Genomic DNA, 11,584 nt, shown 5'->3' with positions numbered 1-11,584 from the left:
CATCAGCGTGCTCTTCGCGATGCTCCGCGACGGCACCTTCTACGAACCCAGAACCCCACGCCTCGCTTGACGAAAGACATAGAGGCACCCCCCCCGCAGCACCTGCTTACACCGCCCCGAGCTCCCCGGCCACCAGCTCCGCGATCTGCGCCGTGTTCAGGGCCGCGCCCTTGCGCAGGTTGTCCCCGCACACGAACAGCTCGAGGGCGGTCGGATCGTCCAGGGCGCGACGCACCCGGCCCACCCAGGTCGGGTCCGTGCCCACCACGTCCGCGGGCGTGGGGAACTCGCCCGCCGCCGGGTTGTCGAAGAGGACCACACCGGGCGCGGTGTCGAGGATCTCGCGCGCGTGGTCGACCGTGACCTCGCCCTCGAAGCGGGCATGGACGGTCAGCGAGTGCGTGGTGATCACCGGCACGCGCACACATGTGACGGCCACGCGCAGCTCGGGCAGGCCCAGGATCTTGCGGGACTCGTCCCGGACCTTCATCTCCTCCGAGGACCAGCCGTCCTCGCGCAGCGACCCGGCCCACGGCACGACGTTCAGCGCGACCGGCTCCGGGAACGGCCCGGTGTTGTCGCCGACCGCGCGCCGTACGTCACCCGGGTGCGTCCCGAGTTCCGTACCGGCGACCAGCGACAGCTGCTGGCGCAGGGTCTCGATGCCCGCGTGCCCCGCGCCGCTGACCGCCTGGTACGAGGAGACGACCAGTTCGCGCAGCCCGAACTCGGCGTGCAGCGCGCCGAGGGCCACGATCATGGAGAGAGTCGTGCAGTTGGGGTTGGCGATGATGCCGCGCGGCCGCACCCGGGCGGCATGCGGATTGACCTCGGGCACGACCAGCGGAACGTCGGGGTCCATGCGGAACGCACCCGAGTTGTCCACCACGACCGCGCCCTTGGAGGCGGCGATCGGGGCCCACTGCCGGGCGACCTCGTCCGGCACGTCGAACATCGCCACGTCGACGCCGGACAGCGCCTCCTCGCCGAGCGCCACGACCTCGACCTCTTCACCGCGCACGGTGAGCTTGCGGCCGGCCGAGCGCGGCGAGGCGAGCAGGCGGATCTCGCCCCAGATGTCCGCGTGCTGGGACAGGATCTGGAGCATGACCGTGCCGACGGCCCCGGTCGCTCCCACGACCGCGAGCGTCGGCTTCTCGGCCCGCGCCATCATCGGCGCTCCATACGGCCCGTACGGCCCGCACGACCCGCACGGGCCACACGACCCGCACGGCCCACAGGTCCCGTACGACCTGTACGGACCACGAGATCCATACAGTCCGTACGGTTTGTACAGGCCGTGAGGCCCATGCCCCCTCGGGGGAGGCCGTTCATCGCCCGGTGCCTCCGTAGACGACGGCCTCGTCGCTCTCGGAGTCCAGGCCGAACGCGCTGTGCACCGCACGGACGGCCTCCGGCACGTCGTCGGCGCGCGTGACCACCGAGATACGGATCTCGGAGGTCGAGATCAGCTCGATGTTCACGCCCGCGTCGCTCAGCGCCTCGAAGAATGCGGCCGTGACGCCCGGGTTCGTCTTCATGCCCGCGCCGACGAGCGAGATCTTGCCGATCTGGTCGTCGTAGCGCAGCGAGTCGAAGCCGATGCCCGCGCGCTGCCTCTCCAGGGCGTCGATCGCCTTGCGCCCCTCGGTCTTCGGGAGCGTGAAGGAGATGTCCGTGAGTCCGGTCGACGCGGCCGAGACGTTCTGCACGACCATGTCGATGTTGATCTCGGCGTCGGCGATGGCACGGAAGATCGAGGCGGCCTCGCCCGGCTTGTCCGGCACACCGACGACCGTGACCTTGGCCTCGGAGGTGTCGTGCGCGACACCGGAGATGATGGCCTGCTCCACCTTCTTGTCCCCTTGCTCGATCGGCTCGTTGCTGACCCACGTGCCCTGAAGTCCGCTGAAGCTGGACCGGACGTGGATCGGGATGTTGTAACGGCGCGCGTATTCCACGCAACGGTGGAGCAGCACCTTCGACCCGGACGAGGCCAGCTCCAGCATGTCCTCGAAGGAGATCCAGTCGATCTTCTTCGCCTTCTTCACCACACGCGGGTCGGCGGTGAACACGCCGTCGACGTCGGTGTAGATCTCGCACACCTCGGCGTCGAGCGCGGCGGCCAGCGCCACGGCGGTGGTGTCGGAACCACCGCGGCCCAGGGTCGTGATGTCCTTCTTGTCCTGGCTGACGCCCTGGAAACCGGCGACGATGGCGATGTTGCCCTCGTCCAGCGCGGTGCGGATACGGCCCGGGGTGACGTCGATGATCCGGGCTTTGTTGTGGACCGAGTCGGTGATGACACCTGCCTGGCTGCCGGTGAACGACTGGGCCTTGTGACCCAGGTTTTTGATCGCCATGGCCAGCAGTGCCATGGAGATCCGCTCTCCGGCGGTCAGCAGCATGTCGAGCTCGCGTCCGGCAGGCATCGGGGAAACCTGCTCGGCGAGATCGATCAGCTCGTCCGTCGTGTCGCCCATCGCGGAGACGACGACAACCACCTGGTTGCCGTTCTTGTTCGCTTCCACGATTCGCTTGGCGACGCGCTTGATGCCCTCGGCATCGGCTACGGAGGAACCTCCGTACTTCTGCACGACAAGGCCCACGTGCGCTCCTCGCTCAGTCTGTCTCTTTCCGCACCTGCACAGCCTGCAGGTCCGGTCGGTTCAGTCTATCGAGCGGCCGAATTCCACTTCCCGAATACCGCATGGTGAGATGTCCCGCTCACCACAGCTTCATCCCGGATTCCTGCGGGTGTACGGCAGGCGCACCACGGATTTCACCGCCGGTCACCGCCGGGCCCGCCGGACTCCGCCGGTCACCGCCGAACCCGGCGGATGATCTCGGCGGACGGCTCCGGCCGCTCCAGAAACGCATCTGCCCCCGGTAAGTGCCCCGTACTCGGAACGTGCCGCGCGTCACAACGGAACGCCCGGCGGCGGAGCGCCACACACCGGAAACCCTCGCGCCGGAACGCGTCCCGGCCGAACGCGTCCGAGCACGAGCAGAGACCGCCCGGCCTACTTCACGGGCCGCAGCCCCAGCGGCCCCGCGATCTCCTGGGCCATGACCCTGCCCGCCTCCTCGGCGAGCACCTCGTCGCCGAGGTCCTGGTCGGTGTCGAGGCCGTCGAGCTCCGCCAGGGGCTGGTTCAGCCGGACGTGCGCGACCAGGGACTGCAGCGCGCGGAGCGTCGCGGACGTGGTCGGACCCCAGTTCGCGAAGTACGAGAACTGCCACCACCACAGAGCCTCGGTGGTGCGGCCGGCGCGGTAGTGGGCCATTCCGTGGCGCAGGTCGGTGATGACGTCCGCCAGGTCGTCGGAGATCCGGGCCGGGACCGGGGCCGTGCGCGGGTCGTAGGGGTCGAAGACCTCCGAGTAGACGTCGACCGGGTCGAGCATGGCGGCGAGGCGTTCGCGCAGCTCGTCCGCGTCCGCGTCCGGGCCCGAGTCGGGCTCGTAGCGCTCGTCCGGCACGATGTCCTCGTGCGCGCCGAGCCGGCCGCCCGCCAGGAGCAGCTGGGAGACCTCCAGCAGAAGGAACGGGATGGCCGAGTCCGGCTCGTCACCCTTCGCGACCTCTGTGACGGCGACCAGGAAACTCTCGATCTGGTCCGCGATCTGCACGGCGAAGTCGTCAGGGTCCTGCGTCGTGGAGTGCAGCGTGGCGTCAGACATCTAGGAGTCGTCTCCCCTCGAAGGCCCGGCCGAGGGTGACCTCGTCCGCGTATTCCAGGTCTCCGCCCACCGGGAGGCCGCTGGCCAGGCGGGTGACCTTGAGGCCCATGGGTTTGATCATCCGGGCGAGGTACGTGGCCGTGGCCTCGCCTTCCAGGTTCGGGTCCGTGGCCAGGATCAGCTCCGTGACCGTGCCGTCGGCCAGTCGCGCGATCAGTTCCCTGATGCGCAGGTCGTCCGGGCCCACGCCCTCGATCGGGCTGATGGCGCCGCCCAGGACGTGGTAGCGACCTCGGAACTCACGGGTCCGTTCGATCGCGACGACGTCCTTCGGCTCCTCCACCACACAGATCACCGAGGTGTCGCGGCGCGTGTCACGGCAGATGCCGCACAGCTCCTCCTGCGCGACGTTGCCGCAGGTCGCGCAGAAGCGGACCTTCGCCTTCACCTCGAGCAGCGCCTGAGCGAGCCGGCGTACGTCCGTCGGCTCGGCCTGCAGGATGTGGAAGGCGATCCGCTGCGCGCTCTTGGGACCGACGCCGGGCAGCCGCCCCAGCTCGTCGATGAGGTCCTGGACCACGCCTTCGTACAACGGACTGCCTTCCTGCTTCCTGGAGAGATTTTCCGGTACGTACCGTAGTTGGCCTTCGCCCTTCTTAGAAGGGACGGGCCCGAGGTCAGAACGATGTCAGACCCGGGGTCAGATCGACGTCAGTGACGCCGGTGACGTCTGCACGACGTCAGAACGGCAGGCCGGGGATGCCGCCGCCGCCCAGCCCCTGGGCGAGCGGGCCGAGCTTCTGCTGCTGGAGCGCCTGCGCGTTCTCGTTGGCCGCCTGTACGGCCGCGACGATCAGGTCGGCGAGCGTCTCCGTGTCCTCCGGGTCCACCGCCTTGGGGTCGATGACCAGGCCCCGCAGCTCGCCGGCACCGGTGACCGTGGCCTTCACCAGGCCACCGCCCGCCTGTCCGTCGACCTCGGTACGCGCCAGCTCCTCCTGGGCCTTCGCGAGGTCCTGCTGCATCTTCTGGGCCTGCTGGAGCAACTGCTGCATGTTGGGCTGGCCACCACCGGGAATCACGATGAGCTCCTGGTCTCGTACGGTTCGGCTGTCAGGGTTCGTACAGGCACACGACTGCACTGCACGGGACTGCGCAGCCGTACCGCTGTCCGGGCGGTTTTCACCGCCTGGCACGAGCCTACGTGGTCACCGCGACGCTCGCTGCGGTAGTCCGTCCGGAGGCGGTGTACCGCCTGATCGAGTGGTCACCGACCGCGGTGATACGGCTCCTCTGCGACCTCCCGCGGCACGGTCCTGACCTCGGGAAACCGCCGCCCGGGCAGGCCGGCGACCATGTCGGCCCGGGCCGTCATGGCCTGCTCGGACGCCGGGTGAGCTGCTGGAACCTGGCCCATGCCCGGGGGTCGGTGCCGTCGCCGAGCGGATAGTGCAGGGCGGGTCCGGCCGTGCGGCCGAGCCGCGTGGGCATGGGTTCGGCGAGTGCCTGCACGGCGTGGGCGAGGCCCCGGCTCCTGACCTCGTCGCTGCCGAGTGTGAGCGCGACGGGAATGGGCGGGGGTTCGACGCGGGCCGGGACGGTCAGGTCCCGGCGAGCCTCGCGGAGCGAGGTGAGCAGGGTGACGAGACCGTGCCGGGCCTCGAGCTCGGCGGCGAGGGCCTCGATGGCGCCCAGGGGCGGCTCCTCGTCCTCGCTGTAGCCGAAGGCAAGGGTGATGTCCTCCTCGACGCCTTCCGGCGTACGGCTGACACGGGCGGTGGCGATGGCGGGGCGGTCGGGGCGGCCGACGGCGACCAGCCAGGTGGACCGCGGCGCCCGGGAGCGGGCGAGGTCGGTCAACTCCCGGGTGGACCAGGGGAGGTTGACAGGCTCCGCGGTGCTCCAGCCGGCAGGGGCGGCGCCGGTGAGCTGTTCGAAGACGGCCTCCAGAGCCCGGCCGAGGACGATGTCCGCGTCGGCGGGGTGACGGGTGCGCAGGGCGAGCAGGAGCTGACGTTCTCCGGTGCGGGTCACGGCTTTGAACGCCTCGGCCACCTGGGCGGTGCCGTTCTCGTCGCACACGGGGGTGAAGGTGCCGTCCTTCCAGTGGAGTACGGCGCCGGACAGGCCGTCGTAGTAGCCGTGCCCGGGGTGCTGGACGACCCAGCGGTTGGGCAGGCCGTGCAGTGCGGTGCGGGTGGGCAGGGTGAGGCGTACGGCGGGCGGGGTGACGATCTGCAGGGCGCGGCCGGAGGCGGTCGTGGTGCGCAGGGCGTCCGTGAGCCAGCTGGTCAGGGGGACCAGGGGCCGGTCCTGGATGACCACGGCCGTGGAGGTGGTCAGGACGTCGACGGCGGGAGCGGCAGTGGCGGGGGCCGGGACGGCGGAGATGTCGGAGGTGAGGGGCACCACCTCGGTGGAGGCGGCCCGGGGCGGCCAGACCGTGCCGCCGAGTACGGTGGCCAGCCGCCCTGCGAAGGAGCCCGCGAGCCGACCGGCCTCGGCGACGGCGGTGGAGGCGCGGGCCTCGGTCCACCACACGGGCCCGTCGGGAACGGCACAGTCCAGCAGGCGGGCGGTCTCGCCGGGGACATGGACCAGGATCGGCGCCTCCACGGAGACGAGGGGGCGTCCGCCGGGCGCGCAGAGCTGTACGACGGCGCCGTCGGCCGTGGTGTTCACGCCGAGGTCGGGGCCTCCGGCGTAGAGGCCGGCCAGGAGTGTGGTCAGGTCCGGCATCTCAGGGGTGAGGGCGATGACGTCCTTGGTCACTCTTGACGGGCCTCTTCCGCGGTCTGGGGGGTCAGGGCGGTCTGGATGAGCTGGTGGGGTCGTCCGCGACGGACGAGGGTGCCGCGGCCGGGCGGTTGCCGGGTCGCGTACAGGCCGGGAAAGAGCTGTCCCTCGGTGCGGTCGCCGGTCATGACGAGGGCGGCGGTGCCCGTCTCGCGCAGGGTGGTCAGCAGGGGGTCGTACAGGGCCCGGGAGGCTCCGGCGGTACGGCGGGCGAGGACGAAGTGCAGGCCGATGTCCTGTGCGCAGGAGAGGTACGGCAGGAAGGGCGCCAGGGGCTGCTGTCCGGCGGCGGTGAGGATGTCGTAGTCGTCGATCAGGACGACGACGCGCGGTCCCTGGAAGGACGGCCCGGTCTCGGTTCCGCCGCTGTCCGGGTCGGCGGTCTCCGGCAGGCGCTTGTCCAGCTCGGTGGCGATGCCGGTGGACAGAGCCGCGGCGAGTTTGGCGTTGTGGGCGTAACCGCCGCGGTACGGCTCGGGGATGATGCCGCGCAGCCCGCGGCGCGGGTCGAAGACGCCGAAGACGAGTTCCTCGTCCGTGTGGCGCTCGATGAGCCCGGAGGCGATCAGCTTGAGGAGGTTGGTCTTGCCGCACTCGTTGTCCCCGAGGATCAGCAGGTGCTGGTCGGAGCCGAACAGGTCGAGAAGGGCCGGTGCGAGGGCGTCCTGGTCGATGCCGAGGGGTATTTTCGCCGGTTCGGTGACGGGGGACGGAAGCCTGGCTGCGGACAGCCGGGTCGGCAGGACCCGCACGGGCGGGGCGAGTTCCCCGTGCCAGGAGGCACGGACCATGCGGGCGGTGCCTTCGAGGGCCGCACCCAGGTCGCCGGTGGCCGGCCGGTGGTCGATACGGGGCAGCGCCACCTGCGCGAACAGCTTGCCGTCGGTCAGTGCCCGGCCGGGCACGTCCGGGACGAGTGTCCCGGACAGTCCCCGGTCGATCGACGAGTCCGAGGGGTCGTTCAGACGCAGTTCGACGCGGGTGCCGAACATGGACTGGGTGGCGATGCGGACGTCGTTCCAGCGGAGCATGCCGGCCACGACGTGGATGCCGTAGCCGCCGCCGCGCTTGAGGAGGTCGGCGATCGCGTCGTCGAGGTCGGCGAACTCGTCGCGCAGTGCGCCGAACCCGTCGATGAGCAGCACGACGTCGGTGGCCCCGAGCCGGGGCAGCCGTCCCTGGGCCCTGAGGTGGCGCAGTCGGTCGACGGAGTCGATGCCCAGCTCACGGAAGAGTTCCTCGCGTTCGGCCAGCATGCCGCGCACCTCGGCGACGGTGCGGGCCACCCGCTCGTGGTCGGCGCGCCCGGCGATGTCGCCGACGTGCGGCAGCCCGGACAGGGCGGTCAGACCGCCGCCGGCCAGGTCGAGGCCGTAGACGGCGACGTCGTAGGGCGTGTGCGTGAGGGACAGGGCGAGGGTGAGCGTGCGCAGGAGTGTGGTCTTGCCGGACTGCGGGCCGCCGATCACCGCGACGTGGCCGCCGGCGACGGTCAGGTCCAGCAGCCACCGCTGCTGCCACTGCCGTGCCGGGTCGTCGAGGACGCCGAGCGGGATGCGCATCGGTCCGCCGCCCCGTGTGAGGCGCAGGCCTTCCGTGCCGGCCTGCACCGGCCCGGCCGCCGCGTCCAGGCTGATGGCGTCCGGCAGCGGGGGCAGCCAGATGCGCCGTACCGGAGGGGCCGCCGTGGCGAGCTGATCGACCATGACGGACAGGACGGTCGGGCCGGTCTCACGCCGGGTGGCGGCGGCCTCCTCCGGCGTCTCCGGCTCCTCCTGCCAGGTGTTGTACATCGGGTAGGGCCGGGCCCCCGGCGCGTCGTCCGCCTGCTCGTGCACGGCCGGGCCGTGACAGCCGCCGGAGACGTAACCCGCTTTGAAGCGCTCGTAGGTGGAGGTGTCGACCTTGAGGTAGCCGAAGCCGGGCAGTGGTGGCAGGTGGAAGGCGTCTGTGGTGTCCAGGACGGTGCGCGACTCGTCGGCGGAGAAGGTGCGCAGGCCCAGCCGGTAGGACAGATAGGTGTCCAGGCCCTTGAGCTTGCCGCCCTCGATGCGCTGGCTGGACAGCAGGAGATGGACGCCGATGGAGCGGCCGATCCGGCCGATGGAGAGGAACAGATCGATGAAGTCGGGCTTTGCGGCGATCAGTTCGCCGAATTCGTCGATGACGACGAAGAGGTGGGGCAGCGGTTCGAGGTCGGGGCGCCCCTCGGCTCGCAGTGCGGCGTAGTGGCCGATGTCGGCGAGGTTCCCGGCGTCCTTGAGGACCTGCTGGCGGCGCTTGACCTCGCCGGCGAGGCTGGTGTGGACGCGCTCGACGAGGCCCGCCTGGTTCTCCAGATTGGTGATCACCCCTGCGACGTGCGGAAGCCGGGTGAACGGGGCGAAGGTGGCACCGCCCTTGTAGTCGACCAGGACCAGCGCCAGGTCCTCGGGAGAGTGGGTGGTGGCGAGCGCGAGGACGAGGGTGCGCAGCAGTTCGCTCTTGCCGGAGCCGGTGGCGCCCACGCACAGCCCGTGCGGGCCCATGCCGAGCTGGGAGGACTCCTTCAGGTCCAGCAGCACGGGCTCGTGCCGGTCGGTCAGGCCGATGGGAACGCGCAGGAAGTCGCGTTCGCCGCGAGGTGCCCACAGGCGGGCGAGGTCGAGCGCCGCGGGGTCGTCGATGCCGAGCAGGGCGGGGAAGTCGACCGGCCCCAGGACCGGGGTTCCATCCGCGACGGAGTCCGCGGACAGGCGCAGCGGGGCCAGCATGCGGGCGATGCCCTCGGCCCCGGGACGGGTCGTGGTGTCGGTCGTGCCGTGCGCGGCGGGGGTGCCTGGTGTGCGCAGGTCCTCGACGGTGATCCGGTCGCCGTCGACCGTGATGCGCACGCTCACCTCGTCGGGTTCGTGCACCTGCTGCTCCAGCAGATGCAGCACGGTCACGCCCGTCTCCGGCAGTCCGGCGGCCGAGTCCGGGAGCGGGAGTTCGGCCGCGGTGTCCGCGTATGTGTCGCTGACGACCAGGAGCCGTGCGGCCGAGCGCAGCGCGTCCTTCCCGGACAGCCCGCGCCGCACCTCGGCGGCGTACGCGGCGCGCTGCCGCAGGCCGGACGCGCACAGCCGGGCCAGCTGAGCCAGGTCGGGTCCGATCCGGCGGGCGGCGGCCTGGCCGTCGTAGGACCCCGGGTCGAGGATGTGGGGCAGCCACTTGGCCCATTCCCACTCCGCCTCGTCCGCGGTGGCGAGAGCCACGGCCACGTCGTCCGGGGCGTGTGTCACGGCCGTCTGCAGGAGCAGCGCCCGGGCGACGCGCAGGACTCCCTCCCGGTCGCCCACGACGCTGACGTTCCCGGCACGGTCCAGCGGCACCGTGAGCGGGAAACCCGAGGCGGTGCCGAAACGGCCCTGCAGGGCGCGGGCCTCGTTGAGCATGAAGGGGTCCGGCGGGGTCATCGCCCCGCCGGAGGTGCTCTGGCCGATGACCGGCTCCTGCAGGGGAATGTCGCCGGTTCCGGCCCGCACCCGCAGGAAGTCGGCGTCCTGGCGGCGGCGCTCCCACAGCCGGGCCGGGTCGCGCACGATGTCGTACAGAGCCTCCGGCGGCGGGTCGAGGAACCGGGCCAGGTGCCGCCGCTCCCGCTCCGCGGTGCCCAGTTCCTCGCGCAGCTGCTCCAGATAGTCCAGGTAGCGCTCGCGCTGGACGCGACGGGTGCGCTGTGCCTTGCCGCGCTGCGACAGGAACAGCGCCACCGCCCCCAGCAGGGCCACGACCAGTACGAGCGCGCCCAGAGCGGCGAACTGGCTGTTGCGGATGATGGTCATCATCACGACGGAGCTCATCACACCCGCCATGGGCAGCAGCGCGGTGGCGGCGTTGCCGACCTTGCCCTCGGGGAGGTTCGGAGGAGCCTCGATGGTGCGGGGCGGTGCGGGCGCGAGAGGGCGGGTGCTGCGGGCCGGACGGTGGACCTGCCGCTGGGTCATCGCACCCTCACCGCCCGGTGCATCGCCTCGGCGGCCAGCCGGACGGCCGCGTCACGGGCGTCCTGGCCGAGCATGGCGGTGTGAATCGGCCCTCCTTGGGCGAGATGGCGGTCGTAGGGGAGCAGCACCACGGGCACGCCGGGCTCGCGCAGGTGCGCGACGGCGGTCTTCGGATCGAGTGTGGTGTCGGGCGAGATGGCGCTCAGGGCGACCACGGTCGTCGCCAGGGCGGAGTGCGGCAGCCGAGCCAGCCAGTCGAGGACCTGGCGGGTGCCGTTCACGCCCTCGGCGGTCATCGGGGCGACCACCACGCGCGCGTGGGCGGTGTCCATCGCCGTACGGGCCACCTCGCCGGGCAGGGTCTCGCAGTCCACCACCGTCACCGCGAAGTACCGGCGCAGCGCCAGCGTCACCGTCCGGTACGTGCGCACGTCCAGCGGTGCGCCCACGGTGCCCTGGCCGGCGGGCAGCAGCCACCCGCCATCGGACACCGGGACCAAGTAACCGGTGATGTCGGTGAGCTGCATGGTGGGCGTGAGGATCCCGGTCAGGTCGGCGCACGACCAGCGCACCGACTCCCCGCCCATGCGCACCGGCAGGGTGCCCAGGGCGGCGTCCGCCTCCAGGGCGAGCACGGGATCGTGGCGGTAGTGGTTGAACGTACGGCCCAGCAGCGCGGAGACCGTGGTCTTGCCCACGCCGCCGCGGATCGACGTCACCGCGATGACGCGGCCGGTGGTGACCGGCTGCTGCACCTCTTGCGCCAGGCGCGTCTGCTCGGCGATCTCCTGCCCGGGGGGCGCGGCGAGCCTGCGCAGCGACCGGCCGGTGCGGCGTCCGAGCGAGTCGCCGTGCTGGGGGCGGCCGAGCGCGATGGCGAGCCGGGGATCGACTGTCGGCACGGACTCGGGGGCCGGGGCGGGGACGTGGGGATCGTGGGCCCGGCGGGCGACCGGAGGGGCAGCGGGTAACGCGTCGCGGACCGTGTCCGGAGCGGCTCCACCCGCAGTCGCCGAGGAGGCGGCCGGGCGCGTCCCCGGTGGCGTTCCGCCCTGGGCGCCGTCGGCCAGCTCGCGCAGCACGTCCAGCTGCCAGTCCCCTCCCTGAGTCATGCTCATCCCCAAGTCCTTGGTCCCG

At 71.6% G+C, this 11,584-nt stretch carries 8 protein-coding genes; all 8 read right to left on the bottom strand.

Features of this window, described 5'->3' with window-relative positions; all coding sequences use genetic code 11:
- Positions 1 to 106: 106 nt before the first annotated feature.
- The 8 genes from ABZ845_RS24480 to ABZ845_RS24445 all read right to left on the bottom strand — a co-directional run bounded on the left by ABZ845_RS24480 (position 107) and on the right by ABZ845_RS24445 (position 11,559).
- Positions 107 to 1,171, bottom strand: coding sequence for an aspartate-semialdehyde dehydrogenase (locus ABZ845_RS24480; protein WP_360983113.1), 1,065 nt, complete (start codon positions 1,169 to 1,171; stop codon positions 107 to 109).
- A gap of 160 nt (positions 1,172 to 1,331) precedes the next feature.
- Positions 1,332 to 2,609 (bottom strand): aspartate kinase, encoded by a 1,278-nt coding sequence (locus tag ABZ845_RS24475; RefSeq protein WP_360983107.1) that lies wholly within the window; start codon positions 2,607 to 2,609, stop codon positions 1,332 to 1,334.
- A 414-nt stretch (positions 2,610 to 3,023) separates the two neighbouring features.
- Positions 3,024 to 3,683 carry a DUF5063 domain-containing protein gene (locus ABZ845_RS24470; protein WP_360983106.1) on the bottom strand — a complete coding sequence of 220 codons (660 nt, stop codon included), beginning with the start codon at positions 3,681 to 3,683 and terminating at the stop codon, positions 3,024 to 3,026.
- A complete protein-coding gene (gene recR, locus ABZ845_RS24465; RefSeq protein WP_360983104.1) occupies positions 3,676 to 4,275 on the bottom strand; it encodes a recombination mediator RecR in 600 nt (199 codons plus the stop codon). Before recR ends, ABZ845_RS24470 begins: the two co-directional genes overlap by 8 nt.
- A 148-nt stretch (positions 4,276 to 4,423) precedes the next feature.
- On the bottom strand, positions 4,424 to 4,765 hold the full coding sequence (locus ABZ845_RS24460) for a YbaB/EbfC family nucleoid-associated protein (protein ID WP_360983102.1): 342 nt from the start codon (positions 4,763 to 4,765) through the stop codon (positions 4,424 to 4,426).
- Positions 4,766 to 5,054: 289 nt separating this feature from the next.
- Positions 5,055 to 6,455: a DUF6177 family protein gene (locus ABZ845_RS24455; RefSeq protein ID WP_360983100.1), complete on the bottom strand. Its 1,401-nt coding sequence runs from the start codon at positions 6,453 to 6,455 to the stop codon at positions 5,055 to 5,057.
- On the bottom strand, positions 6,452 to 10,447 hold the full coding sequence (gene eccCa, locus ABZ845_RS24450) for a type VII secretion protein EccCa (protein WP_360983098.1): 3,996 nt from the start codon (positions 10,445 to 10,447) through the stop codon (positions 6,452 to 6,454). The genes ABZ845_RS24455 and eccCa overlap by 4 nt, the downstream gene beginning before the upstream one ends.
- The gene (locus ABZ845_RS24445; protein WP_360983111.1) at positions 10,444 to 11,559 is read right to left on the bottom strand and encodes a hypothetical protein; all 1,116 of its coding nucleotides are present in this window, start codon (positions 11,557 to 11,559) and stop codon (positions 10,444 to 10,446) included. The genes eccCa and ABZ845_RS24445 overlap by 4 nt, the downstream gene beginning before the upstream one ends.
- Positions 11,560 to 11,584: the final 25 nt, after the last annotated feature.

The organism is Streptomyces sp. NPDC047022, assembly GCF_040644155.1.
Classification (GTDB): Bacteria; Actinomycetota; Actinomycetes; order Streptomycetales; family Streptomycetaceae; genus Streptomyces.
The sequence above is the reverse complement of the archived record's forward strand: the minus strand, read 5'-3'. Positions and strand labels throughout refer to the sequence as shown.

What these genes read in the sequence shown, in the direction of transcription:
- ABZ845_RS24480 (WP_360983113.1), bottom strand. Translation starts at nt 1,171, where the DNA reads ATGGCGCGGGCCGAGAAGCCGACGCTCGCGGTCGTGGGAGCGACCGGG.
- ABZ845_RS24470 (WP_360983106.1), bottom strand. Translation starts at nt 3,683, where the DNA reads ATGTCTGACGCCACGCTGCACTCCACGACGCAGGACCCTGACGACTTC.
- eccCa (WP_360983098.1), bottom strand. Translation starts at nt 10,447, where the DNA reads ATGACCCAGCGGCAGGTCCACCGTCCGGCCCGCAGCACCCGCCCTCTC.
- ABZ845_RS24445 (WP_360983111.1), bottom strand. Translation starts at nt 11,559, where the DNA reads ATGACTCAGGGAGGGGACTGGCAGCTGGACGTGCTGCGCGAGCTGGCC.